We start from the raw sequence: 26,248 nt of genomic DNA on the forward strand, positions 1-26,248 counted from the left end.
TATTGTACAATAGACTGTTTTTTTAGTTAGAAGGAAAATGCATTTTCCATTCGTGAACCAATGCACCTAATGGAAGTCCAACTACATTTGAATAATCACCATGAATTTCTTTGATATATGCTGCAAAAGCACCTTGAATTCCGTATGCACCGGCCTTATCCATTGGTTCGCCGGTTGCAATATAGTCCGTAATCTCCTGCCTTGTCATTGGATAGACAGTAACATCCGTCCGTACATGAAAGGTATGTACTCTCTGACTGTTTGTATCAGTGCTTATGATCGTAACGCCGGTATATACGCTGTGGGTATTTCCCTGAAGTGCGTTTAGCATCGCATAGGCATCTTCTTCGGACGAAGGTTTTCCCAGAATCGTGCCATCCTGTAATGCAACGACAGTATCTGCACCAAGTATATAACAATCTGAATACTCTGGTTTTGACGCTACATCGCTTGCTTTTCGAAAAGATAACTCTTCCACTGCTTCTGAAGGGCTTTGATCCTGCAACGATTCATCGGCATCGCTGGTACGTACTTCAAAGGAAATGCCAATCTGTGATAAAAGTTCCTGACGTCGTGGAGAACCGGAGGCTAAAATGATTTTTTTCATTGTGTCAATCCTTTCCTTGTCTGAGTGTGAGTGCAATCTGAGTTTAACATAATGATTGGTCAATGACCGCGGAATAATTCCGGATGTCCCTCTAAATGCGCGCTGTCGTTAAAACGGTCCAAAAAGAATCCATGTAATGTTTCATCATAATGGATTGCTGTGATACTGCAGTTTTCCAAAGAAGTACCAAATTGGAGCCGTCGAGCAAAACTGCCGCCAAACAATGCGCAGAGCAACACACGAATAACACCGCCATGACAGACCACAGCGACCTGTTTAGCATCTGTATGTAAAATTTCATCAAATACCGGAAGGACGCGATCAAGTAACATTGCACCATCTTCCCCGCCAGGATAGATCATCTCTTCTACCGGTACAAAGAAATCACCGACATATTTAGCAGGGGAATCGATTGATACCGGTTGTTTACTTTGTCTATTGGAGCGTTTTTGCTCAAATAAATGCTGTTGTTGTTTATAATAGTTTGCGTAAAAACTCTTTACCTGCGCATCCGGAATTCCTGTAAGATCGCCGAAATCAATTTCTGCAAGTCCGGATCGAACCTGCAGATGATCCAATAAAAATTCATTATGCGAAAAGGCAATTTCGGCAGTCTGTTTGGCACGGATCAGATCACTGCAATAGACCGCATCAATGGAATAATTCCGTAGTCTTTTGCCAAGAAGCTCAGCCTGTTTTATGCCGGCATCTGCCAAAGGTACATTTACATTACAGTCACTGCTATTTTGTCTGCCATGTCGGATCAAGTAAAAGATCATTTTGCACTCTTCCTTTCTTTCCAAAGACTTGCAGCATTGCTTCCGGTAACCGGAATAATATCTTTTGTAAAAAGTGTATCGTCATAAAGTTTTGTATCTGTGTTCTTTTGGTCGTCAGCTTTTAGCTGTTCGTATTTGGCTTTACGGACTTCATAATCGGTACCGGTGGCAGCAGACACATCGATAGATGCATATAGCGCATAGCCATCAAGCCAGTTTTGTTGTACTTCGTCCCAGCTTGTAAAATTGGCTTTTAATTTTTTGGCAGCAGGTTCGATCACTGCCTGTGCCTCAGAAATCGTCAGATAACCAGCTACATAACCCCATTGTGCTAAATGGGAAATGCGGCACATATCCCAAGCGAGAAGCCCCTTCTTTCTCCAAGTTTTCCAATTGTAACGGATCATTTCATAATGAACTTTCATATCCCCGGACAATTGCTTCATGGCAGTTTTTAACTCTTTGGCTGACATCGAGCGCATTTGTGCCGCTTCCTTACGGTATGTCGAACGGGAACCAGTATGCAGTAAATCATACATTTGGTCGATCAACTGTTTGCGATTTGAAATATTCCAGCTCTTTTGCAAGATCGCAGCGGCCGCTTTCTGATTGCCATCCGTCGGTTCGTATCCACCGAAATAATATACGTTGCCTTCGTTGATCGCGATCAAAACAGAACCCATGGCACGTCCCCACTGTCCAAGATTTGAATTTTTGTCCTCGTCGCTTACGAGAACTTTTGGTGTGGGTGATGCCTGTTTGTCTACGGTGGTCTGTTTATTACTGCTGCAGCCGATCAAAGTACTGCAAAGTATTGCCGTAATGCATACATAGGTTATCCATTTTTTCTGTTTGCTCATGCTTCTCCTCCATACCTGTAATATACAATTTCCCTATCTTTTAATAAAAGATAGAAAATATATTAGCACCGATTACGGTGATCATACCTGCAACTGCAATGGAAAGGCCGCTCATTGCACCCTCTACTTCGCCCATTTCAATTGCTTTAGCTGTTCCCATCGCATGGGATGAAGTGCCGATGGCAATTCCCTTTGCAACGGAATCCGTAATATGAAACCACTTTAAGATATATTCTGCCATAATATTTCCAAAAATACCAGTCAAAACGATCACTGCAACGGAAATTGTCACAATGCCGCCTAGTTCTTCGGAAATCCCCATGCCGATAGCGGTTGTAATGGACTTTGGAAGTAGTGTGACATATTGTTCGTGAGTCAGTCCAAACAATACACTTAGTCCTAATACAGAGGCTAGACCTGCTACGGTACCGGCTATGATTCCGGTAAATATCGCTATCGCGTTTTTCTTTAAGATCTGCAACTGTTCATACAAAGGTATGGCCAAGGCAACTGTTGCCGGAGTCAGCAAATAGTTAATATACACTGCCCCCTTTTCGTAGACAGAATACTGAATATTACACACCTTTAATAAAACAATGATCAAGGTTACTGCAATAAGCAGGGGATTGAATATTGCAAGCTTAAATTTGTGCCTGATCAATAAACCGATCTCATAGGCAAGCAGTGTAACAATGCCGCCAAAAAATAATGAATTTTGTAATAGTTGTATCATGATGACTTAATAACCTCTTTTCTATAAGAATATATATGATCAGTCTTTAGGCTGCTTTTTGTTTGTTTTGTGATGCATAATAAATTGCGTTGCATATCCGGATACGACCATGACGATCACAGTTGTGACTAACATGATCAGGAGAACCGGCAGTAAAATCTTACGCAGATCCCCCCAAGAGTCCATGAGTCCAACGCCTGCAGAAACAAACAAGATCGGCATGATCTCTACGAGAAAGAGTCCTGTTTCGCGGACATGTTCTAAACGGATAACTCCGGTGCATAGTGCAATAAACAATAACAACATTCCATAGATACTTCCCGGCACAGGAAAAGGAAGCGCTAATTTAAGCACTTCCCCCGCAAATGACACCAGAAGAATCATACAAAATTGTTTAAAATACTTCATAATTAAACATCTGCCTTTCTGATAAACTCTTCTTGAGTTCCAACATATTTACTTCCATTGGAATAATTTTTTCATTGTTGTTTTATCACTGTCACTGTAGTAACCATACTGCAAAATTTCATAGTTATGCAGAAGTGATGAAACGGTTTTTGATTCGGAATCCCCATAATTATGCCACTTTCCATTCATATCCATATATCCATTGACATTCATTGCAGGAATATCCTGAGATACTTTTTCGATATACTGGTTATAAAGCGGCAATGTAATACCTGCTTGCTTTAACAACATATTCTCCAAATAGTTGTTGCTGATCGAGACTTCTTTGGCTTCTTCAATATCATAGTTTGCCCAAATGATAAACGGCGTTGCGTATCGTTTCTGGATCTCTTCTAAGCCCCAGTCACTCTGCTTTTTGCCGAGAAGCGTTTCATAAAATTCGGTTTCAATCGATGGATGATGATCGCCAAACATACAGATGATGGTTGGCTCATCCTGTTTTTCAAAGTATTTTACCAAATACTGAAATGCATCGTCGGATACTTTGGTTGCAGACAAAAATTCTTTTGTTTCCGGCAAATGACTGCCTTCCGGATAAACCGGATCTTTCCAATTCGTATTGGTCAGATAACCGCCGTGATTTTGAATTGTCATATCAAATACAAAGAGCGGCTGGCCTTCCTTTTTATTTTTGTAGCGCTCGATAACTTTCTTGTAACTTTCCTTGTCACTGATATAACGAACATATTCCGGATTTTTGAAGTCATCGATCGTCAAAAACTGATCAAAGCCCATACTCTTATAAGAAGCCGTACGGTTCCAGTTAGCACCGCTGCTTGGATGAATTGCTTCACAGCGATAACCAAGTTTTTTGAGATAACCAGGCAACGCAAAGGTGGACTCATGCATAAACTGTTGATACACGTTACTTCCACTTGGGAAAAACTTAATTGTATTTCCTGTCATTGCCTCAAACTCAGAATTACTGGTTCCTGCACCAAAGATGGACACATAATCTCGTCCATAAATGGTGTTCTCATCCAGGCTATGAATAAAAGCAAGCGGATCACGGTTATAATTAACCTTTCCAACCAGAGAATAGTCTGCAAGGCTTTCGTTCATGATCAAAATAATGTTTGGCTGCTTGTCGCCAAGACTTTGATTAGTACTAAAGTCTTTGTTATACGTGCGCTTTTTGTTGGACTGCGTTGTGTTCGTCTCTTCGCTGCTGTTTCCCTCAGTTTTAGTATTCTCTTTTTCAAAATCTGACAGAATATCCTTTACCTTTGCCTGTGAATAACCGGATGGCGTCGACACACGCAGGTAATGTAAATTGATGAAAAAGTTGAGGTAGAAACCGTTGTTCTGACAAGAAACCACCTTGTTCCACACACTATCTTTGATCCCGCAGGTCTCCAGGATCGGTGTGGAATACAACAGAACGATGCAGGCTGCAGAAGTGACAACCGGAAGAACATGTCGCAACAGTTTCTGTTTGAAAGCGCGTTTTTTCTTATCACCGCGTAGTCTTAACAACAGAAGACACCAAATGAAAAATGCTGGAATCGCAACAAATTGTGATGGTGTCATCGTCAAATGATACTTGTCAGCGACCTCGGTTGCAGTTGTTACACCCAAAATATCAGCCGGAAGGAATGGAGTTCCTCGAACATTCATTAGGAAAAAGTTGACCAGACCAACCGGGAACAATATGATATCAAGTATCAGCGCAGCTCTCTCCGCATTGCCGATCACACCAAAGATCAACAGTTGTATTGCTCCCAAAAAGACCCAGGTAAAGATCCAGACATTCGGATACGTTTTTTGAAAAGTTCCATTGAGCAGTTCCAACATTAGGAACAACAAAAATGGATTTAATATCAATACCGTCCTACGGGCATAACGATATACCTTACGCTCTGCCAGACACCATTTGACAAAATCTTTCAAATTACGGATTTTTAATCTCTTTTTGATCACTTCGCCGGATTTGTCGGATCTACGGAGCAGTTTGTCGTGTCTTTTGCGCAGACGAGGTGCATATTCTGTGACACGCTCAAAGCAGAGTACAAATAATACGACAAATTCCAAGATCATTACGATAAATGGAAGCAGCAAACGATAATAATACGTATAAGAGATTGTCAGCGACTTCTTTTGTGTACGCATATTCAGCGTAGACATTGTCAGATTCGGATCTGTTCGATTTGTCGTATTTAGTGTCGGCAACGTTGCATAAGGGCGGCTGCCATTGCTGCAATTCAGTGCCAGACAACAAGTAACACCTTTCGGGATCGTTACCGTATGATCCATTTTTACGGTATACGTTGCATCCGGTTTAATGTCTTTGACCGGAATTGTTGTCTCATATACGGTTATATTTTCTCCATCTAACATTTGAATATGCAGATCAGTTCCTACTTTATCATATTCAAAAGAACCAAAACTTAACGTAAAACCGGATAACACGACTTTACGATCAAATTGAAACTTCTGACGGATAATCTCTGTATCATCTAAAATACCGATCACACTGCTCTGTGAGTTGCCCGCTTCCGTTGTTACCTGCTGTTTTGCAAGCATAGAACCGGTAAGTACAAACTGTAATACAAAGATTGCGATGCTGATAAAGACAAAACATGCAACTCTTTTTTTGGAAAAACGCAAGTACTTTTGCAACATACTCATGAAATTCTCACCATGCCTTTCTATAATCTGTCTGCTTACGTACAGATTACATATTTTTCATTTGCCAGAAAATTGTGTTAACAATTCTTACATAGCAAAATGTTAGTCTTGCTATGTAATCTAAACATTTATTCTTCCTGTTTATTTTCTCTATTTGTATCTTTTTTATAACTTTGTTTTGCATAAGCCCATTCTGTAGTATTTTTCTTTTGGACTGCACTGGCCGGAAGAGATTGATATAGCTGATATGCTAATTTACAAGCACCGGCAGTCAGAATCACAATGCATAATTCTACGACCAATAATGGCACAATGCCAGCGCGGTAAAACGCTGCAATAAAATCCACTAATGCATGAATTCCCATAGCGATCCACAGGTATTTGATCTTATCCGCTTTACGAACGGCATAAAAAACTAATACAGACAATGCAATCTGCAAAAACAACGCTGCGACACGCTCTAATCCTCCCAACATCAATGTATAGACGTTCATTTTGGATAAAGAGTCTACAATCGATTGATAGGAAGCAATCGCGGTATCATTTCCTGCCATTTTATCAATTAATTTATCCATTTGACCATTATTGATCAACTGACAGTAGGTATAATTTTGTAAGTGACCTAATCCTAATACGATAATGCATTCAATACCACCGTGTCCCAATCCGTAGGATACTGCCGTCTCGCGTTCAGTATGATTTTTAAGGAATATTCGGAAAGCAATGTAGCGTCCCGTTTCTTCAAAAAGGGCCGCCATAATACCGCCATATAAAGCATACGCCCATGGATTTCCTGTGAGGAACGTCGATACCGGACTATTGATCCGCAGGAAAAAGGTATGTGGTATTGCCTCGAGTACATAGGCAAACACAAAAAATATACCAGCACCTATAAAGACCGGGATCAGACTTTTGCGGGTACGCAGTTTCCATACAATGATCAGCACTAATGGAACAATAAAGCTAAACGTTGCTAACTCCATCATCAAATTCATAATCGAACTATCTATCATTCTATACGTTCCTTCCTTTCTAAATCTGCAAAAAAATGTTCTGCCTATTTATGAAACATAATATATTCGCTGTCAAACATTTTAGCAAGACAAGCTGCACCAATAGCGGTGACTACTAAGTTAGAGGCAATAGTGGTAAGTATTAATGATCCATGCAAATGGAACGAGAAAATACCGACCATAGACTGGACACTGTTATAGATCGGGATCAGATAATAATAGATCTGCGATCTGGCACCCGAACCAAACATGGATGTAATACCGATCAACATCACAACGATCATTAATGGTGTTACATAGGTTTGTGCCTCTTTGATCGTTTTGGCAAATGCTGAGATCAGAGCGATCAGTGTGACAAGCACCAATGCAGTGGATAAGATAATGATCCCCAGCATGATATAGTCATCGACACCATAACTTGTACCAGATATTTTATTGGTCGATGCGGACATCAATTTTGGTACGGAAGCAATGGTTCCGATCGCACTGGATGCACCGCTTAGGAGTGCAATGATCGATAATGCAGCAATTTTACCAAGTGCAATGTGGCTTCGTTTGACCGGAGTGATCAGCAACGATGCGATCGTACCGCGTTCTTTCTCTCCTGCTATGGATTCCGGTGCAACGGAAATACATCCGCTGTACAAAAAGATCAACAATAAAAATGGCAGCATCGAAGAAAAAAGCTGTGCGGTAGAATCTTTGTCATCTGCCATATCAAAGGTATCTGCTTTGGAATCCGCACGATTAACATCAAATTTATTGGCCATGGCAGATTCCTTCTGATCGAGGTAAGTACACAACGTATCATAAGCGTTCGCAGAATCCGTCGATGCAGAATTATAATAAATTGCAATATTAGGGGCAGGTTTACCGCTGCTTACCTCATATTCTTCTACTTGCTTTGCAAAATCTTCCGGAAAAACAATGCATAACTCTGCCTTTTGGTCTTTGACCTTTTGACGGGCAGAATCCATGGTATCCGCATTTCCTTTATGAATCCGAAAACCGGTTTTTTTCAACTCCGCAGACCAATCGTCCGGTATATTGACTGCGCTACATTTTGGCGCAAATTTGTCCGTTGTAAACTGACTTAACATGGCGTCACCCATGAATTGATACAGTACAAAGATCAAAATTCCCGGCAAAAGAATGGTCGTCATTACCATACGGTAGTCACCAAAGAAACGTGCCAATTCTTTGCGCATAACAGTTAAGATCGTAGAATTCATTATGCACGCTCCTTTCCTGAAATGTTTGTCTCTTCCCGGCCGACATGATCCTGATACAGATCAAAAAAGCGATCCTCCAAACTCTTTCCGGCACATATTTCTGCTAACGTACCACATTCGATCATCGTTCCATTGATAATAATACCGACACGATCGCAGATACGCTCGATCAGGCTGAATATATGCGTGGATACGATCACCGTCTTCCCTTCTTCCTTTAGCTGCAGCAGAAAATCCGTTACAACTCTCGCAGTCAAAACATCCAAACCGTTGGTTGGTTCATCAAAGATGACAATATCCGGATCATGCACCAAAGAGATGGCAAGTGATGCTTTCTGTTTCATTCCGGTAGATAGATTGGCGATCTTTACTTCCGCAAATTCATCAATGCCAAAGATCTCAAATAAGTGCTTCTTTCGCTCTTTACGAAGATTAGCCGGCACCTGATGGAGATCCGAGAAAAAATCAAACAAATAATTTGGAGTAAAAAATTCTTCCAATCGAAGCTCACTGGTCAAAAATCCAATCTTACGCCGAACCTGCTCTGCTTCTTTTCGCACGGAATAACCACCAATGACAGCATCCCCCTCATCCGGTTTGATCAACGTTGCTAACATGCGAAGCGTCGTCGTCTTACCGGCTCCGTTTGGACCGAGGAGTCCGAAGATCTCGCCCTCCATTGCATCGAAGGATAAATGATTGACGGCAACTCTTTTCTTGGCACCGGTATGTTCTATTTTTTGTTGTTTCTTGGAGAGAGCAAATGTCTTACATAATCCCTCTGCGTGCAATAACACGTTATCCATATATACCTCCCGTCCCTGCAGTCGAGCGCTATTTCGCTATGCAGGTACTCAGTGTTTGCAGATGTTATCTGGCTTATTAACGCACATTATCACATTGTAACAGAAATACGCTCAAAAATCCAGTAAATCATCAAAAAAGTAACGCCGACACTGTACTTTTGTCACTCCGCACATCAATAGTTTCCTAATGAACAAAAAAAGGACAAAGCTTAATGCTTTGCCCCCGCCCGTCCCAAATGGACGGTTGTTGTTATTTAGTTACTCAAACTTCCGGTATGGAAAGTTTGAATCAATTGTTATTTGGTGGTACAATGCTAGCTCCGCATTGACTGCAAAAAGCAGTTCCTTCCGGAAGTGTCATGCCACACTGTGGACATACGCAAGCACCTTGTATCTTTAAGATCTCTGCCTGTAATGCAGCAATCTCATTTGTCAGAGTGCTGACATTGGCAATGCCGGCATTATCCACTTCTCCTTCTTTATTCATTTCATAATAATGCTTTCCAAGCTCAATGTACTGTTTATCAAGTGCATCTTGTTTAGATTTTATATCCATTTTCAGCTTTGCTATGTTTGAAACTTCTTTTGCTTTTTGTGATACGTCTCTTCCTGCGGAAGTTAATGTTTCTTTCATGTTGTCAAAAAATGCCATACGTTCCTCCATTCCACACCGAACGTCTCGGTGTATACTCTCCTGCTATATTTTTATGGAGAAAAGCGGTTTCCGGCTCTTCTCCACATTTCAAAACACATCATAGCATATTTTGGAGGCTATTTCAATGAGTGTGCGCAGCTGTCCGAAGCATCAGATATTGTCGTTTTTGAGAGCTTCGATCGGATTGTCTTTTTTGATCTTATGCATAGAGTACATCATGCTGGCAAATACAACGGCAAAGACACCGAGGACAACGATGGCAACACTGCCCCATGGGATCTGAAATCCGAGATCCATTGCATCTAACACGGAATGATAGATCGCGAAGTTTAACAAAAAGGCAAGCGGTAGCCCAAAGAGAAGTCCTTTGACGCCATATAACAGGCATTCGTAATTCATCATTCGGTCAAATCCACCTAACGTCATTCCAACAGACTTTAACATGGCAAATTCTTTGCGCCGAAGCATCACATTGGTCGAGATCGTATTGAAAATATTGGCGATCACGATCAATGAGATCAAAATGATAAATCCATACGTAAAGATCTTAAGGATCAGCAGCAATACTTTTACAGAATCGCTATTCATACGCGGACTGTACAGATTATTAGCTACGGATTTTGCAAAGCCGGAATCATTTCTCAAATAATCACTGATCGAGGTGTAGGCTGTGTTATAATCCTTGGCTGTAAAATTAAACTTGTACTGATCCAAAAAACTTACAGAACGAAACATGGTTTCTTTGGCACTTAACGGCAGTGTCATCGTGATCTGATCAGCATATTCGAACGCATATATTCCTAAAGGTGCTTTATAATCTTGGGTATCCACTACTTTGCCGTCTGATAACGATATGCTTTCCAAAGCCTGTTTTTCCGGCATCATTTTTATTGCATCATAGTCATATTCTTCGGAGCCTTTTGCGAATGGAAATTCCATGCGTTTCAGATCAATAGCCGTAAAATTTTCGGTATAGTAATAACCCGAAATGTTGCGGATACAATATATTTTATCCGGTGTAAAACCATTTTGCAGGATGTTAAACTTCTTTGCTTTCTGAGTTTGTTTTGAGCAAAGAATACTCTCATCCCAGATCAGCGGACACAGTTTTTTAGTGTCCATATATTTGGACACGTTCAGATGGTGTTCTTCCAAATATTTTTGGTAAGAACTGTCATCAATAAAGGATAACTTTACCGGTAAGATCACTTTATCACCAGCATTTTTGGCATGGAATCCGGTGTTTTCATTTTGATTGTTACCGGATTTGTTAAAGCGGTAATAGCTTGTATCGATCTGCTCTTTATCTAAGATCACATACGTATTCATTGCGGATTCCGAATAGGAAGCATCGTCTACAGCACGTAGTGATCTCATTTTTTGGTAAGACTTCTCTGCACTTTGGTGATTCATATCATCGTTAGAAACAGACAAGGTAATGTCAGCGGTCGTTTCCTGCAGAGACATATCTACTGATCTTGTCAAATAACCATTGAACGATGCACTGCCAATAAAAAGGATGACGCTGATTGCTAAAGAAAAGACGGTCAAGCGGTATTTCCTGCGATTTCGCTTAAAGTTCTTATTGGCAAGCATTCCTTCAAAGCCAAATACCTGATAGATCCATTTTGGGCTGCGGATCTTTCGGCTTCGAATACGAATGTCGTGATTTTCGCGGAGTGCGTCTATGGCAGTAAGTTTCACTGCTTTTCTAGCCGGGATCGACGCCGAGATAAGAACCGTGATCACTGCAATGACTGCAGAAAGAAGCAGCGCAGCGGGGCTTATCGCAAGTGTCAGATTTACACCTTTGGTATTGTTCAAATATGGTTCAATGATCTTGCCTACAAAATGCAGCGTGACTCCAATTCCAACAAGACCGGACAAAATGCCGATTGGAATGCCGATCACACACAAACACAATGCCTCAAAACAGACGGAATGACGGATCTGTTTTTTGGTCGCTCCGATCGATTTTAGCAGTCCGAACTGCTTTGTACGTTCACTGACAGAAATCGAAAAGGCATTATAGATCAATGTGACACTGGCTAAAACAATGATAAATATCAATGCACCGGCCATCGTGTTCAGTATAGTACGGTAATTGCCGCCTTCTGCGGTTCCCATATAGCGAAGCAGATTCCTATGGATCGCATAGTCGTTATCGATCAACAATTCCCTGCTATTTTTGTCGGTGTATTTTTTTAGCAGATTTTTAATCTGTTGATTGATCTTACGAGAGTCTTTCATCGAAAAAAAGACATCATGCTGTATTGCAGACGTATCTCCCGTGGTAAATACCGAATATCCGGGAGCACCAAAGTTTTCCAGCGAAGGTCGTTCACAGATTCCTACGATCTTATATTGTTTTTTGACCGTGTTTTCAATCTTTTCAGCCCCTTTGGTATATTCAACACACTGCGAGGCGGTCGTGCCGTTGACGGTTCTCGTTCCGACGTTTAATGTTATGATGTCACCGACGTTGTACGTAACGTTGCCATCGGTCTGAATATGCGAAGAAATGACCAGTTCTCCATCATTGGCCGGCATACGCCCTTCCGTCAGCTTTATTGAGATCAGTTTTTGCGTGTTTGCCGGAATGGATTCTACGCATACATAAGGTTTCGATTCGTTGGCACCGCCATTTAATATGCTGTATCCAATATTGTCTAAAGAAATTCCCGATTGAATGCTTTTATCCTTAAGAATTGCTTTTGCTTCGTCCGTGGATACAGTATTAATGCGGCCTTCCCAACGTCCGTTATCGTTAATCTCTAAATTAATGAGATATTGCTGCAAACTGGTGACGATAGATGTGACACCGGTAAACATTGCTGTTGATAAAATGATACCGATGATCGTCACTAACGTGCGCAGCTTGTTTTTATATAATGTCTGAAGTGTGAATCGATTCATTATATTCATGCCCGGTTCACCTCATCTCTTACGATTTTGCCGTCCTCGATCGCAATGATGCGATCTGCCTGTAGTGCAATATTTTCATCATGTGTGATCATGATCAAAGTCTGGTGAAATTTTTCATTGGATTCCCGCAGCAGGTTCATGATCTCCTGACTGTTTTTGCTGTCCAGATTACCGGTCGGCTCATCCGCTAATACAACAGCCGGTGCGTTCATCAATGCTCGACCGATGGACACGCGCTGCTGCTGACCGCCGGATAATTGGTTTGGCAGATGTTTTTCGCGTCCGTCAAGACCAAGCAGACTGATCATTTCCTGCAGACGCTGTTCGTTGACTTTACGTCCGTCTAATAATACCGGCAGCGTAATATTTTCAGTTACATTCAATACCGGGATCAGATTATAAAACTGATAGATCAGGCCAACCTGGCGTCTGCGGAATATTGCCAGTGCTTCTTCGTTTTGTGCAAAAACATCTTTGCCGCCCATGATCACTTTACCGGAAGTCGGAACATCAACCGCTCCGAGAATGTGAAGTAATGTAGACTTTCCGGAACCGGACGGTCCGATGATCGCTACGAATTCTCCCTGTTCTACCGAAAAACTGACACCATCCAGTGCATGTACAGCATTTTCACCCTTTCCATATACTTTTTTCAGATTATCAACTCTTAAGATTTCCAAGGTAATCCCTCCATTCTCCCTAATGTATTTCTCACATATTGGGCTTTCCATTTCTTTTTACAATACAAAGTATAGAAAATACAGGTGACTCCTTAATGACTCTATTGTGACAATTTTGTCACACAGCACCTTTATACATTCGAATTTCAAATACGGCACCGCCATCTTTCTTATGATTGTAGGCTCGGATCGTGCCATTTTGGGCAATAATGATACGTTTTGCCAAAGCAAGTCCGATGCCAACACTGTCTGTATCGGCATTTTGTCCGCGGTAAAATCGTTCAAAAATGTGCGGAAGATCCTGTTTGGTAAAGCCACTTCCGCTGTCGGTGATCTTTATCAAAAGATAGAGCGGATTGTCTTTCGTTACAATACGGATATGTCCACCTGACGGTGTATGTTCCATGCAGTTTTTCAAAATATTGCTGACAGCCTCTGTCATCCAGCTTATATCCCCACGATGCTGTAAATCCGGCTGTATCTGCACTTCCAGTGTGATGTCACGAATATCCAAAGCAATCTCTAACGGCGTTACCGCTGCCTTGATCAAATCCTCGATCTGGTACGGAATTTGCTGTAACTGTACGGTTCCGGCATCTAGTTTTGCTAACCGAAGCAGTGCGTAGACCATCCAGTCAATACGTCCGGTAAGTTTCATCAGATCTTGCACATACTGCAGACGTTTCTTTTCGGAAAGATGTTCTTCCTGCAATAAATTCAATAGTAAAGAGATGGAGGTCAACGGAGTTTTCATCTGATGGGAAATATCTGCCATAGAATCTGCCAAAAATACTTTCTCTTTTTGAAGAATAGACTGTTGTTCTAACATACGCTGCACCATTTTATCAATACTCGTTGCCAATACGGCAAATTCGCCTTCACAACAATGCTCCATGATCTGCAGTTCTTCGCCGTGTAAGATCCGATCGATCTGTTCTGCCAGAGAAGCCATTTTACGGTATTTGACAACGCTGTAGCTGATATACAGACAAAAAATGACACCGCAAAATATCAGTAAATAGACAGCAGCGATCGTACCGCACTGCATATACATTCCGATAATTGCAGCGACAAATAGAATGGTCAACAGGATCAATTCTACTCGAAATTCCGTATTTCTTAAAAAACGCAAATCTCCTGTCCTCCTTACTCAGCACGATAGCCCAGTCCTCGTACTGTTTTTATAATGGTTGGATTGGCGGCATCGGTTTCGATCTTTTCCCGCAGACGTTTGATATAAACGGTCAACGTATTGTCGTTTACAAACTCTCCTGCCACATCCCAAATCTCTTCCAAAAGCTGATTCCTGGATAATACGTTGCCCTTGTGATTGGCAAAAACGAGTAACAGGCGGTATTCTAACGCCGACAAAAACAATTCCTGTCCCTCTTTGCGGACAGTACCACCGGCAGTATCTATTGTAACGTCTCCCAATTCAATAATGTTGTGTGCTTTCCCGCATCTGCGCAATACACTGCGTATGCGGGATACCAGTTCTCTCGGTCGGAAAGGTTTTCCAATATAATCATCCGCACCGAGATCTAACCCTGTGACAACACTGTATTCATCTCCGGAAGCGGTTAAAAAGATAACAGGAAGATCGTATTTTGCTTTGATCTCAGCACAGGCCGAAAATCCGTTGCCCTCTGCCAGTGATACGTCCAAGAGAACCAAGGCGGTTTCTCGTTCATGCTCTTCTAAAAAAGCAATGGCATCGGTCTGACCGGCAGTATTTGAGACGAAAAAGCCTTCCAGTTTAAGAAATTCAGTCAATGTTTTTACAATAGTGGGATCATCTTCCACCAATAAAATCCGGGAATTCACACGCATCCTCATTTCTGCACAGTCCGCCTGTGCCCTGTTGTTATATGTCAAACGTTTACGAGATTGGTTCCCGCAGCCAGGCAATCTCCTCTTTATAAGGGGCTGCGCTCTTCTTTTTAGTGCCTTCACCATCGATCACGCGCCAAGGTGTTTCAAGGATTTTCGGAATTTGGGCAAAACGTTCATCATGTACTAAGCGATGCAGCGTATCGTAACCGATCTCGCCTTCGCCAATGTTGGCGTGGCGATCCTTATGAGCACCCAGTGGATTTTTGCTGTCGTTAATATGGAATACAGCGATCTGGTCCAACCCGATCACTTCATCAAATTTTGCAAAAACACCGTCATAATCACCGACCAGGTCATATCCGGCATCATTGACATGACACGTATCAAAACATACCCGCAGACGGTCTTTTTTGTGTACACCGTCATAAATCTGCTTAATCTCTTCAAAGGTTTTGCCAAGTTCACTGCCCTTGCCGGCCATTGTTTCCAGTGCGATATAGACATCATCGTCATTATCATCTAACACCATATTTAAGCCGCGGATGATCTGTTTGATCCCGACCTCTTCACCGGCTTTTACATGGGAACCCGGATGCAAAACCAGAATATGGCTTTCCATTGCAGCTGTTCTCGTGATCTCTTTGGCCAAAAATTCCGTTGCAAGCTCAAATATCTCCGGTTTCACCGTGTTGGCAAGATTAATGATATATGGTGCATGTACAATGATCTCCTCGATCCCATGCTCTTTCGCATAGGCCCATCCAGCTTCGATATTCAGTTCAGAAACGTCTTTTCGTCTTGTGTTTTGCGGTGCACCGGTATATAGCATTAATACATTCGCACCATAACTTGCTGCTTCCTTTACGGAGGCTAAAAACATCTCTTTTCCAGCCATTCCCACATGGGAACCAATTTTAATTTCCTTCAATGTTCTCTCCATTTCTTACAATTGCCTACATAATGATATTAGTGATGTTTTGAAACCTTTTTTTCAATTGTTAATACATCGCCCTCTGGCTTATAAACAATCTTGACATAGGTGGACACCTGATCACATCCGGCTTTTATGGCAATTTTCTGACAGCCTGCTACGATTTCCATCAACTGATCGTAATCACCTTCGATCGTTGTCTCAAAGGGACCTACGGATGTAGAAAGTCCAAAACTTTTAATATATGCGATCACCTCATCAACAATACGGATCACTTCTTCATCTTCCGTTACATTCGGTAATACCTGAATTGCTACACTTGCATTCATGAAAAATCCTCCATTTCTGATTAAAATTCCGACCCCCATTATACCTATTTCCCCGAAAACCGTCAACAATAAGCAGGAAACCATCCCTCCGTTATTCTGTATAGTTCAAACTTCGGATACGCGAAGTTTGAGTGCATAAATTGACATAAATTTGCCATACTTTCCATCTTATGGTATATTGGCAACATTGTATTTATTGTAAAGTGCCTGGCAGTATGTGACTGTTACAGCACACCTTTAATTGATGCAAAGGAATGAGGAAGATTATGGAATTATTTCAATTGAAGTACTTTTTGGCCGTTGCCAAATACGAACATGTAACGAAAGCTGCAGAGAGTTTACACATTGCACAACCTGCTGTTTCACAGGCGATAAGGCACTTGGAAGAGGAATTTGATACACCTTTATTCGATCGTGAGAACCGTCATATTACATTAAACGCAACCGGTAAAATGCTACAGAAACGTTTGACGCCGATCATGGCCGCATTAGATGCTATTCCCGATGAGATCAAAGAGGCAGCGCAGCAAAATCAGCCGGTCATCCACCTGAATCTGCGCTCTGCCTCTTCGGTTATCACTAATTGCATTATTGCTTACCGGGAAATCCACCCGGAAGTCAAATTCCGCTTATCCCAAAAACCAGATGATCCCGTTGCTGATTACTTTATTTCAGCGACCGGCTTAGATACGGAATTAAAACCTTCCCAGCGGGTGTTGTTTACGGAAGAATTTTATCTGGCAGTACCAACTTCATCGGAACTGTCCCACAAACATTCCATACGATTGCAGGACACTGCCACAGAATCATATGTCAGCTTGGAAAAAACGCGCCCGGTTCGTCAGATCTGTGACGAATTTTGTGCGGCTGCTGAGTTTAAGCCGAACATCGTCTATGAAAGCGACAGCCCGGAGACAGTGCGCAATCTGATTGCAGCCGGTCTGGGGATCGGCTTTTGGCCACAGTACTCTTGGGAATCTTCATTCTCGAAGCATGTAAAACTACTTCCGATCGAAAGTCCGGTCTGCAGACGCCAGATCATCGTTACTGTTCCGGAATCCAAACAACATAATCGCACGATCATGGAATTTCATGATTTTTTGTGTGGCTGGATCAAGGAAAACATTTTATTTCCTAAAATCACCTCGTAGTTGTTTTCGCTGTCTAATTGATATTTGATCAAATCCGCATATCATCTTTACTGCTATAGCGAAGTCTTGACATAGCGCGTGCTAAGGAAGCTTTGGACATATGATATTCCCGAATACTTTGTTCCTGTCTCAACTGCTCTTTTGCACGCTCTTTTGCTTCTTTGGCACGACGTACATCGATCTCGTCCGGATGCTCTGCGGTATCCACTAATACACTGACACGATTGTTGATCACCTGTGCAAAGCCACTGCCGACCACGCCGGTGATCCACGCTCCGTCGTCTGTCTGAATACGTAATTCTCCAACATTAACGGCAAACACCATATTTTCGTGATGCGCCTGAATGCCTTTTTCGCCATCCTCCAACGGCAATATAACCTGTCTGCAATACCCCTCAAAGAAGACACGGTCACATGCTGTCACATTTAATAAAAAGGTGTTCATTGTCCACCTTCCTTTCCTGCAGGCATTTTATTATGCCTGCTTTTCTTTGCTCTTTTCGATCACTTCATCAATCGTACCCACATTGAAAAATGCCTGCTCCGGATAGTCATCCATTTCACCATCAATGATCATTTTGAAACCACGGATCGTTTCTTTCAATGGTACATATTTGCCGGGAACACCGGTAAACGTCTCAGCTACATGGAACGGCTGTGACAAAAATCGCTGTATTTTTCTGGCACGATATACGGTGATCTTATCTTCTTCAGATAACTCTTCCATACCAAGAATAGCGATAATATCCTGTAATTCAGTATATTTTTGCAAAATTTCCTGAACACGTCTTGCTGTATCGTAATGCTCTTTGCCGACAATATCTTCTTCCAAAATTCGTGAATTAGACTCCAGCGGATCAACTGCCGGATAAATACCCTGCTCTACAATTTTTCTGGATAAAACAGTCGTTGCGTCCAAATGGGCAAATGTTGTCGCCGGAGCCGGATCGGTAAGGTCATCGGCCGGTACATATACTGCCTGTACAGACGTAACGGAACCGTTTTTCGTCGATGCAATACGCTCTTGCAATTCACCGACTTCATTAGCCAATGTTGGCTGATAACCAACTGCGGATGGCATACGGCCAAGCAACGCAGATACTTCTGATCCGGCCTGTACGTAACGGAAGATGTTATCGATAAATAACAACACATCCTGATGCTCTTCATCACGGAAATATTCCGCCATGGTAAGCCCTGTCTCAGCAACTCGCATACGAGCTCCTGGTGGCTCGTTCATCTGCCCGAACACTAATGCAGTTTTATTAAGAACACCGGATTCTTTCATTTCTGACCAAAGATCATTACCCTCACGGGAGCGTTCACCAACACCGGTAAAAATAGAATATCCACCATGTTCCGTGGCAACATTTTGAATCAATTCCTGAATCAATACGGTCTTACCGACACCGGCACCACCGAATAGACCGATCTTACCGCCCTTGGCATAAGGTGCCAGCAGATCAATGACTTTAATTCCGGTTTCCAACACTTCTACAGCCGGGCTCTGTTCCTCAAATCCCGGTGCATCTCTGTGAATGCACCAATGCTCCTCCTCATCCAAAGCTTCGCCATTATCAATCGTTTCACCTAGTACATTAAACAGACGGCCTAACGTTTTCTCTCCAACCGGTACTTTAATTCCACTTCCGGTTGCGATAACTTCCATATCTTTATGCAGACCCTCACTGGATGCCAACATGATGCAGCGCACGGTATTATTGCCAATATGCTGAGCAACTTCCATGACACAGCGTTTTCCGTCGTTATTTACCTCCAGTGCATCCTTGATAAATGGAAGGTCACTGTCTTCAAATTCAACATCAATAACAGGACCGGATACCTGAACAATTTTTCCCTTCTTCATGCTATTCCTCATTTCTGCACACGTAATTCGTTCGCAGTGAACTTTATGTCATGTGTGCTTAAGACATAAAGTCATTGACACCTATTTGTGTTTGCGTTTTTGTGCTTTTGCGCCGCTGATGACTTCTGTGATCTCTTGTGTGATCGCCGCCTGCCGCACGCGATTATACTCGATGGAAAGCTGCGCTAATATCTGTTTCGCACTATCCGTTGCCGACTGCATTGCCATCATGCGGGAATTGTGTTCGCTCGCATAAGATTCTACCAATGCACCATAAATAAATCCATTGATGTAATTCGGAACCAAACGCTCTAAAATCGTATCCCAAGAGGGGTCTGCCTTAAGCTCTTCCTGATATACATCAATTGGCATATGAACTTCAAATTCCTCTTTCGATAACGGTAAAAGCTTACGCATTTCTGCCACTGTCGTCATCGAATTTTCCATGCAGGTGTATATGATATACACTTCGTCAAGTTTACCATTTCGATATCGTTCTAAAATATCATCAGTGATCATTCTTGCACGGTGCAGGCTTGGACTTTGTACAGTGTACTTAAAGTGCTTATGCACATGAAGACCCTCTCTTGCAAAATATTGACGACCAAGCTCTCCAAGTACGAACAAACTGTTATGTCCGCCATCTTCGAACAGGGAATGTGCCATCTTGATCACATTGTGATTATATGCACCGGCAAGTCCTTTGTCGGCGGTAACTACAATGTAACCGGTCTTTTTTTCTTCTGTCGGGATCTGACTGGTATCCTTAAAATAAATACTGTCCAGATCCGGGATATGACGCAGGATACGACGAAACGCCTGCTGCAATGAATAAAAATATGGTTCAGTGTCAGCTAGTTTCTTCTTGGCTTTCTGTAACTTGGTTGACGAAATCATATACATCGCATTGGTGATCTTCATCGTATCTTTTATGCTTTTCATGCGTTTTTGTATTTCCTTCGTATTCGCCATAATACTCCTCATTTCTGCACACGCATTTGCGCATCAATTATTAATTCTGTTCCAAATATTTCTTGGCACCGGCTACGATGGATTCTTTCAATTCATCCGTCAGATCCTTATCGTTATCGATGCGTTTCATGATCTCCGGATAATTACTATGGAAATAATCTAACAAGCCAAGCTGTGTTTCCTTGATCTGCTCCTTTGGAATCGGAATAAACAATCTGGAAGTTGCTGCTACCAAAGTGACTACCTGTTCAGCCAAAGACATTGGATGTCCTAAAGGCTGCTTTAATAATTCCATCAGTCCATTACCATAAGCAAGCTGTTCCTTCGTTTCTTCATCCAGATCCGAACTAAACTGCGTAAACACTTCCATCTCACGGAACTGTGCCAGATCAATACGAACGGTACCGGATGCTTTTTTCATTGCTTTCGTCTGTGCCGCACCACCAACACGGGATACGCTAAGACCTACATTGACAGCAGGTCGCATTCCGGCAAAGAACAAATCGCTCTCTAAGAATATCTGACCGTCTGTGATGGAAATTACATTTGTCGGTATGTAGGCAGACACATCTCCTGCCTGCGTTTCAATGATCGGAAGTGCCGTAATGGAACCACCGCCTAACTCATCGCTTAACCGGCTGGAACGCTCCAGCAAACGGGAATGCAAATAAAATACATCACCAGGATATGCCTCACGACCCGGAGAACGCTCTAATAACAGAGATAAGGCACGATAGGCAACTGCATGTTTAGAAAGATCGTCATAAACGATCAAAACATCTTTTCCTTCATACATGAAATATTCTGCCAAAGCAGTTCCGGAATATGGTGCAATATATTCCAATGATGCTGATTCACTTGCGGTAGCCGTTACGACAATGGAATAATCCAACGCATCATTTTTTTCTAAAGTATTCACTAACTTTGCTACGGTAGATGCTTTCTGACCGATTGCAACATAGATACAAATAACATCTTTGCCTTTCTGGTTCAAAATAGCGTCCATCGCAATTGAGGTCTTACCGGTCTGTCTGTCACCAATGATCAACTCACGCTGACCGCGGCCGATCGGAAACATAGAATCAATAGATAAGATTCCGGTTTCCAGCGGAACGGAAACGGATTTACGATCCACGATTCCCGGTGCATCACATTCGATCGGGCGATAGTCATCGGCTTCAATGTCGCCCTTGCCATCAATTGGAGCACCCAATGCATTGACAACGCGTCCTAAATAATGTTCTCCAACCGGAATACCGGCACGTTTCTTGGTACGAGTTACTTTCATTCCTTCGCGAATGCCGGTGTCTTTACCTAAGATAATGCAGCCGATCTCCGTCTGTTTAATATCCTGTACCATTCCCTTTACACCGTTTTCAAAAATCACGATCTCGCCATACATCGCATGTTCCATACCATAGATGGTTGCAATTCCGTCACCAACCCAGATTACGGTACCTACTTCATGCTCTCTGCTCTCTATTTCGTAATTTTCAATCTCGCTTCTTAAAATAGATATAATATTTTCTGAGCTGATTGTACTCACATCATCATCTCCTAGTCAATTTTTGTTTTAAGCCGTTTACACTGCCTAAAATGCTTTGATCGATCTCCAGATCACCGATCCGGATCACGAATCCACCGATCAAACTGTGATCTTCTTCCAGCGTTAGCTGTAATTGTTGACAGCCAAGCTTTTTACAAAGTCCCTGTTCGATATTTCTAAGCTGTGCTTTCGTCGGTTCCGTCATATAATAAAGTGTTCCGACCAAAATACCCTGACTTTCTCTGCGCCATATCTCATATGCCGAGAATATGTCAGGAAGAATCTCTGCTTCGTTGTAATCACAAACCTTCTTAAGAAAAGAATGCATTTCCTGAGGAAACAGTTTATCAATGATCCGATGCTTTTGAGCACGGGTCACGATCGGACTGTTCAACACTTTACGCAATTCTTCCGACTGTAAGTAAAGCTGCTTAGCGGTTTCAACAGCATCTTCTGAAATTCCAAGTTCAAACAGAACTTTTCCATAATTAATTGCCGTCTGCTTCATGAGATTCCCCTATTCCAGCAATATACTGATCGTAGATAGAGCGATCCACACTGGAGTCCGCCTGCTCTTTCAGAATCTTACCAGCCGCAGCCATGGCGACACCGGCAATCTGTTTTTGCATGGCTTCCATCGCCTGCTCGCGCTCGTTTTCTACATCCTGTTTTGCTTTTTCCAATATACGATTTGCCTGCCGCTCTGCTTTCTGAACACGTTCCTCATACTCCTTACCGGCACGCATTCGGGATTCTTCTACTATCTGTTTGGATTCCTCTTTGGCATTTTCGAGCAGACCATCATATTGCTGTTTTAACTGCATAGCTTCGTCTTCCTTGCTCTGTGCAGCAGTAAACTGCTTGTCGATCATCTCTTTGCGTGCTGCCAATACATTTTGGATCGGTCCGATCAAAAAATGTCTCATGGCAACATACAAAACGACCAAATTTAACAAGGTAAAGATAAATCCATCAAAACGTAACATGTTGTATCGCCAGCCTTTCTGTCTGTATTAATGAAGCATCAATATGATCAGTAAGGCAATAACGAAACCATAGATAGCAGTTGCCTCGGCTAATGCACAACCAAGCACTAAGTTGACTTTGATCTTTGGTTCTGCTTCCGGCTGTCTTGCGATTGCATCCACTGCTTTGGATGTAGCTAAACCAATACCAATACCTGCTCCGATACCTGTCAAAACTGCAATACCTGCTCCAATAGCGATTAACTGTGTCATAATTTACCTCTTTTCTGCGCTGCCTGTATGTAATCAATAGCTTGCCGCGCACAGCGCCCGCCTTGCAAGCTTTCTTAATACTTAAACTCTTAATCCATCTCCACTGCTTCACCAATATATAAAGCAGTCAAAAATACAAATACAAATGCTTGGATCAGTCCGTCAAAAATATCAAAATAAACACTAAAGACGGCTGGTAAAACTGCCGGAACGACAATTTTTAACAACTCCATAACAACATAGGAACCAAGTACATTACCAAACAATCGCATACACAGCGACAATGGTCTGGTAAACACTTCCAAAAGATTGATCGGTGCTACGATCCATATTGGTTCCAAGAAACCTTTCAACCAGCCTTTGGTCCCTTTTTGGCGGATTCCTGCTACTTCTACCAGAACAATGCTCATAACGGCCATTGCAGCGGTAACACCCATATCTTTTGTAGGTGGCTTGAATCCGATCAGCCCAATCAGGTTGGCTACTGCGATATACAGCAACACGCTCAGCAAATACGGTAGATATTTTAATCCGTTTGCTCCGAGCAGTTCACCAAAAAAGCTCTCTGCCATCTGGTATCCCGATTCCAAAGCAAGCTGTACCTTGCCAGGATTATCAATGGATAAGTTTCTTGTCAGTAAAATGGAGAGGAGAATCAATAACGCCATAATGATCCAAGTTACGACGACTGATTCCGGAACTTTGATGCCGCCAAAAGCGGGAATTGTGAATACTGTATTGCAGTTTAATTCTTCCATCAGCTCCTTTGTTAATGCCTCCGTAATACTCACTTCCTTTCCATGGCTTTTTGCCATGTCTCCCATTATATGCGTTCCGTTTCTGATGTCTAATAACTTCTGATTATTTTATCATTCGTATTTTTTATAAATACCATAAAGCCTTATTTTATAAGTCTTTAGAACCAAAAAGAACCAATCCCTGTAAAACCCGGATTGGTTCTTTTTGTCATTAACAATGAATCAAAAGTTTAGCATAACTTTATTAATTTGCAGTTAGGGATGCCGGCTTTCCAAAAATCCTGAAGTGGAATATGTTTCACCTGACAAAGAATGCTGGAATTCATAGCACCATGTCCAACGATCAATATGTTTTTTCCCTCTTTGAGCTGCGGATATACAATTTCGCTTAAAAATTGACCGGTTCTCTCCCAAAGTTCCTGCATACTCTCTGCACCGTCTCGGGCAATATACTGCTCAGGATGCCGAAACAACATGCCGACCGGACAGTCTGGAATATCTTCACAATTCGCAGTTCCCTCATATATTCCAAAGCCCATCTCGATCAATCGGTCGTCACATAATATCGGAATATTTCGCCCCTGTAAAACAAGCTCTGCTGTCTCTCGTGCACGAATCAATGGGGAACAGTAACAAATATCAATAGGAATATTGAGGTAATCTTCCCTTGCCTGCTTTGCCATCTGTCGTCCCTCTTCATTCAAAGGAATATCCGTATGCCCCTGCAGTTTGTGCTGTATATTCCAATCTGTTTTGCCATGTCGCATAATATATAACATAACTTATAGTACCTCCTGTACTTCTTCGTAACGAATACGAAGCTCCGGCATTTTAGTTATAGTTGTGTAATAATTAACTGCCCAATCCTCTCCCTGTGCCGGATCGTTTTCTCCGGAAGCCGGTGGGGCAAATATTTTTAAGGAAAGCTCTGCTCCCGGCTCGATCGGAGTTTCAAAAAACGCAGACATCATATCTACCGTTTTCGTCCCCGGTGCTTTATAGAACCAACGGCCATTTAATTCCAACATTAAATTTAATTCTTCTTCAAAGGTTACTTCGCAAAATTCCGGCGTTTTCTCAAACTTGATTGGAATTGCAATACCCTCTGCATCTTCAGCGCTTCCCCAGCGTAACGTTGCAGGAAGAGTTACTTCCTCTGCTTCGTTCAAACCCGGCAGGAAAAATGGATCCTTCAAAATATCCTTATAGTCCTTTAAGATTGGCTGTGGAATCCCCACAGAAGCGTTATTGGGATCTTCGATTTCCAGTCCTAAACGTCCTCTGTCCCTAAATTGGTACATAGAGAATCCATCAAACCAGTCCGCATTTTCGGACTTTAACTTCTCAACAAAACGCTTGATCGATTCGCCCTGATGTAATGGTCCGGTCACATCGCCGTCAGTATTAAATTCAGATATTACCATTGGCTTGCAGATTCCGCCGTTTACTTTTGTAATTCGTTTCGAGGTCTTACGCAAACGCTCAAAGAACTCATCCACTGGTGTCATAGCATAGCTGTTACCGCCCTTTTCACATACGTCAAACGGCCATCCGTAATGCAGTGCCAAATAGCAGTCATTTGACCAGATATCTGCAGTTGCAAAAGCTTCTTTGAACTCTTTTTCAAATTGAACAGGGGCATCTTCTACACTAATGTCGCCAACGGCACTTCCACAAAATACAACAGAAATCTGCGGTGCTTCCTCTTTGACGATCTTTGCGAAACGAACAAAGAAATCACCAACCTCCTGATAAGAAAAACGCTGGTTATGGGTAAACCAATCGCCACCACATTCGTGATTGATACGAAGACGCATTCTGCCAAAAGGTTTTAAATCCTTAGCAATCTGTCTAAGATATTGATCTTCCAAAGAACAATCAATGGTCAAAGTAAGAGCAACATCCTGTCCATGACGTCTGATGTCTCTCATCTGCTCAAATGGCTGGCCGGTTGTATCACCGTCAATACCGCCGCGATATGGGAAATAGTCATCATAAGGATAATCCCACTGAAAATGAATTTCCATATCTTTACAAGCAACACTGATTCGCTCCGGCCATTCTTTATCTTTTGGATAATAGGTATACATGATACCAATATTACGGTGTGGTCGTCCGAGCGTGTTCAGAATATAATCCTGATTGACATATTCTGCTCTCTCGCTGCCATCGCCCAGATCTAACCCACAAGTTGCTGCTGTTAATGTAACCTTGTTTAGTTTATTCATGAATTCCTC

27 protein-coding genes are annotated in these 26,248 nt (G+C 42.2%); 1 reads left to right on the plus strand and 26 read right to left on the minus strand.

The genetic code is table 11. The annotated features are described in order from the left end of the window. Positions 1 to 22 precede the first annotated feature (22 nt). From ACSAJE_RS02370 to ACSAJE_RS02445, 16 genes are all read right to left on the minus strand, one after another. On the minus strand, positions 23 to 607 hold the full coding sequence (locus tag ACSAJE_RS02370) for a Maf family protein (RefSeq protein ID WP_458009575.1): 585 nt from the start codon (positions 605 to 607) through the stop codon (positions 23 to 25). A gap of 59 nt (positions 608 to 666) precedes the next feature. Continuing rightward, positions 667 to 1,386 (minus strand): histidine phosphatase family protein, encoded by a 720-nt coding sequence (locus tag ACSAJE_RS02375; protein ID WP_458009576.1) that lies wholly within the window; start codon positions 1,384 to 1,386, stop codon positions 667 to 669. Then, complete coding sequence (locus tag ACSAJE_RS02380; protein ID WP_022025367.1) at positions 1,383 to 2,246, minus strand: DUF1266 domain-containing protein; 864 nt, start codon at positions 2,244 to 2,246, stop codon at positions 1,383 to 1,385. Before ACSAJE_RS02380 ends, ACSAJE_RS02375 begins: the two co-directional genes overlap by 4 nt. A gap of 40 nt (positions 2,247 to 2,286) precedes the next feature. After that, positions 2,287 to 2,979 (minus strand): LrgB family protein, encoded by a 693-nt coding sequence (locus tag ACSAJE_RS02385; RefSeq protein WP_022025366.1) that lies wholly within the window; start codon positions 2,977 to 2,979, stop codon positions 2,287 to 2,289. Positions 2,980 to 3,018: 39 nt separating this feature from the next. Continuing rightward, positions 3,019 to 3,387 carry a CidA/LrgA family protein gene (locus ACSAJE_RS02390; protein WP_458009577.1) on the minus strand — a complete coding sequence of 123 codons (369 nt, stop codon included), beginning with the start codon at positions 3,385 to 3,387 and terminating at the stop codon, positions 3,019 to 3,021. A 48-nt stretch (positions 3,388 to 3,435) separates the two neighbouring features. After that, the gene (locus ACSAJE_RS02395; protein ID WP_458009578.1) at positions 3,436 to 6,075 is read right to left on the minus strand and encodes an LTA synthase family protein; all 2,640 of its coding nucleotides are present in this window, start codon (positions 6,073 to 6,075) and stop codon (positions 3,436 to 3,438) included. Positions 6,076 to 6,203: 128 nt separating this feature from the next. Beyond that, entirely contained in the window at positions 6,204 to 7,088 is an 885-nt protein-coding gene (locus ACSAJE_RS02400) for a YhfC family intramembrane metalloprotease (protein WP_458009579.1), read from the minus strand. 44 nt (positions 7,089 to 7,132) lie between these two features. Next, positions 7,133 to 8,320 carry an ABC transporter permease gene (locus tag ACSAJE_RS02405; protein ID WP_458009580.1) on the minus strand — a complete coding sequence of 396 codons (1,188 nt, stop codon included), beginning with the start codon at positions 8,318 to 8,320 and terminating at the stop codon, positions 7,133 to 7,135. Continuing rightward, positions 8,320 to 9,126: an ABC transporter ATP-binding protein gene (locus ACSAJE_RS02410; protein ID WP_458009581.1), complete on the minus strand. Its 807-nt coding sequence runs from the start codon at positions 9,124 to 9,126 to the stop codon at positions 8,320 to 8,322. The genes ACSAJE_RS02405 and ACSAJE_RS02410 overlap by 1 nt, the downstream gene beginning before the upstream one ends. A gap of 289 nt (positions 9,127 to 9,415) precedes the next feature. Beyond that, positions 9,416 to 9,778, minus strand: coding sequence for a zinc ribbon domain-containing protein (locus ACSAJE_RS02415; RefSeq protein WP_022025361.1), 363 nt, complete (start codon positions 9,776 to 9,778; stop codon positions 9,416 to 9,418). A gap of 153 nt (positions 9,779 to 9,931) precedes the next feature. Then, positions 9,932 to 12,706 carry an ABC transporter permease gene (locus ACSAJE_RS02420; protein WP_458009582.1) on the minus strand — a complete coding sequence of 925 codons (2,775 nt, stop codon included), beginning with the start codon at positions 12,704 to 12,706 and terminating at the stop codon, positions 9,932 to 9,934. Beyond that, positions 12,703 to 13,386 carry an ABC transporter ATP-binding protein gene (locus ACSAJE_RS02425; RefSeq protein WP_458009583.1) on the minus strand — a complete coding sequence of 228 codons (684 nt, stop codon included), beginning with the start codon at positions 13,384 to 13,386 and terminating at the stop codon, positions 12,703 to 12,705. The genes ACSAJE_RS02420 and ACSAJE_RS02425 overlap by 4 nt, the downstream gene beginning before the upstream one ends. Positions 13,387 to 13,504: 118 nt before the next feature. After that, positions 13,505 to 14,518 (minus strand): sensor histidine kinase, encoded by a 1,014-nt coding sequence (locus tag ACSAJE_RS02430; protein WP_458009584.1) that lies wholly within the window; start codon positions 14,516 to 14,518, stop codon positions 13,505 to 13,507. 14 nt (positions 14,519 to 14,532) lie between these two features. Then, the gene (locus tag ACSAJE_RS02435) at positions 14,533 to 15,222 is read right to left on the minus strand and encodes a response regulator transcription factor (protein ID WP_458009585.1); all 690 of its coding nucleotides are present in this window, start codon (positions 15,220 to 15,222) and stop codon (positions 14,533 to 14,535) included. A 43-nt stretch (positions 15,223 to 15,265) separates the two neighbouring features. Further along, positions 15,266 to 16,159 carry a deoxyribonuclease IV gene (locus tag ACSAJE_RS02440; protein ID WP_458009586.1) on the minus strand — a complete coding sequence of 298 codons (894 nt, stop codon included), beginning with the start codon at positions 16,157 to 16,159 and terminating at the stop codon, positions 15,266 to 15,268. Between the two features lie 26 nt (positions 16,160 to 16,185). Next, entirely contained in the window at positions 16,186 to 16,479 is a 294-nt protein-coding gene (locus ACSAJE_RS02445) for a thiamine-binding protein (RefSeq protein WP_118506398.1), read from the minus strand. A 266-nt stretch (positions 16,480 to 16,745) separates the two neighbouring features. Between ACSAJE_RS02445 and ACSAJE_RS02450 the strand changes: the two genes are divergently transcribed. Then, a complete protein-coding gene (locus ACSAJE_RS02450; RefSeq protein WP_118506399.1) occupies positions 16,746 to 17,630 on the plus strand; it encodes a LysR family transcriptional regulator in 885 nt (294 codons plus the stop codon). A gap of 28 nt (positions 17,631 to 17,658) precedes the next feature. On the opposite strand, the gene atpC is transcribed toward ACSAJE_RS02450, so the two are convergent. The 10 genes from atpC to ACSAJE_RS02500 form a co-directional block, all read right to left on the minus strand. Then, entirely contained in the window at positions 17,659 to 18,075 is a 417-nt protein-coding gene (gene atpC / locus ACSAJE_RS02455; protein ID WP_118506400.1) for an ATP synthase F1 subunit epsilon, read from the minus strand. A gap of 30 nt (positions 18,076 to 18,105) precedes the next feature. After that, positions 18,106 to 19,497 (minus strand): F0F1 ATP synthase subunit beta, encoded by a 1,392-nt coding sequence (gene atpD, locus ACSAJE_RS02460; protein ID WP_118506401.1) that lies wholly within the window; start codon positions 19,495 to 19,497, stop codon positions 18,106 to 18,108. 81 nt (positions 19,498 to 19,578) lie between these two features. Continuing rightward, on the minus strand, positions 19,579 to 20,469 hold the full coding sequence (gene atpG, locus ACSAJE_RS02465) for an ATP synthase F1 subunit gamma (protein WP_458009587.1): 891 nt from the start codon (positions 20,467 to 20,469) through the stop codon (positions 19,579 to 19,581). A 40-nt stretch (positions 20,470 to 20,509) separates the two neighbouring features. Beyond that, on the minus strand, positions 20,510 to 22,015 hold the full coding sequence (atpA, locus tag ACSAJE_RS02470; RefSeq protein ID WP_022024968.1) for a F0F1 ATP synthase subunit alpha: 1,506 nt from the start codon (positions 22,013 to 22,015) through the stop codon (positions 20,510 to 20,512). 4 nt (positions 22,016 to 22,019) lie between these two features. Further along, positions 22,020 to 22,523: an ATP synthase F1 subunit delta gene (atpH, locus tag ACSAJE_RS02475; RefSeq protein ID WP_022024967.1), complete on the minus strand. Its 504-nt coding sequence runs from the start codon at positions 22,521 to 22,523 to the stop codon at positions 22,020 to 22,022. Then, a complete protein-coding gene (gene atpF / locus ACSAJE_RS02480) occupies positions 22,504 to 23,001 on the minus strand; it encodes a F0F1 ATP synthase subunit B (RefSeq protein ID WP_458009588.1) in 498 nt (165 codons plus the stop codon). Before atpF ends, atpH begins: the two co-directional genes overlap by 20 nt. 27 nt (positions 23,002 to 23,028) lie before the next feature. Then, a complete protein-coding gene (atpE, locus tag ACSAJE_RS02485) occupies positions 23,029 to 23,253 on the minus strand; it encodes an ATP synthase F0 subunit C (RefSeq protein ID WP_022024965.1) in 225 nt (74 codons plus the stop codon). Between the two features lie 89 nt (positions 23,254 to 23,342). Then, the gene (locus ACSAJE_RS02490; protein WP_243103973.1) at positions 23,343 to 24,068 is read right to left on the minus strand and encodes a F0F1 ATP synthase subunit A; all 726 of its coding nucleotides are present in this window, start codon (positions 24,066 to 24,068) and stop codon (positions 23,343 to 23,345) included. Positions 24,069 to 24,241: 173 nt separating this feature from the next. Further along, positions 24,242 to 24,790, minus strand: a complete 549-nt coding sequence (locus ACSAJE_RS02495; protein WP_458009589.1) for a histidine phosphatase family protein — start codon at positions 24,788 to 24,790, stop codon at positions 24,242 to 24,244. 3 nt (positions 24,791 to 24,793) lie between these two features. Then, complete coding sequence (locus ACSAJE_RS02500) at positions 24,794 to 26,239, minus strand: hypothetical protein (protein ID WP_458009590.1); 1,446 nt, start codon at positions 26,237 to 26,239, stop codon at positions 24,794 to 24,796. Positions 26,240 to 26,248: the final 9 nt, after the last annotated feature.

Source organism: Jutongia sp. SJQ-6, assembly GCF_054161275.1.